The sequence below is a fragment of the Mycolicibacterium sphagni genome (assembly GCF_002250655.1).
GTDB classification, from domain to species: Bacteria; Actinomycetota; Actinomycetes; order Mycobacteriales; family Mycobacteriaceae; genus Mycobacterium; species Mycobacterium sphagni.
On the sequence record NZ_NOZR01000068.1, the window covers coordinates 1 to 441 of the forward strand.

Consider the following 441-nt stretch of genomic DNA (forward strand, 5'->3'; position numbering starts at 1 on the left):
TGGGCATACTGACATCCTCTCAGCCCGCCCCCACGGGGCAAGCCAACTCAGATGTCACCTATTCGTGCAGCAGACCCGCCACAGCACCTCTCGTACGGCTTCGGTGTTGCGTTCCTCCATCTCGCTGAACCCAGAAGCTGCGTGGTGCGCCTTGTCGCCAAGCGCCCCGAGCAAGCTGCAATGGCCGTGCATGCGGTTCACGTGGTGAGCGTGCGTCTGACTCAGCGCTGAGTGGAACAGTTCCGCGGCCGCAAAGTCACCAAAGATTCCCGAGTTGACGGCTGCTCGGCCAAGGGTGTTGGCCCCGTCGTTGGCACGATCAGCCGCGTTGTAAGACCGGTTTGCGCCGGAGCGCATCTCACCCACGTCGACCTGCACCGCACACCCCCTGGCATGTTAGCTGTTAGCACGAGGGTACTACGGTTCGTCTGCTGGTCAACT

General features: G+C 62.1%; 1 protein-coding gene. It reads right to left on the reverse strand.

The features are described 5' to 3' along the window. Nucleotides 1–54: 54 nt before the first annotated feature. Nucleotides 55–378: a DUF2563 family protein gene (locus CG716_RS29425; RefSeq protein ID WP_234818102.1), complete on the reverse strand. Its 324-nt coding sequence runs from the start codon at nucleotides 376–378 to the stop codon at nucleotides 55–57. Nucleotides 379–441: the final 63 nt, after the last annotated feature.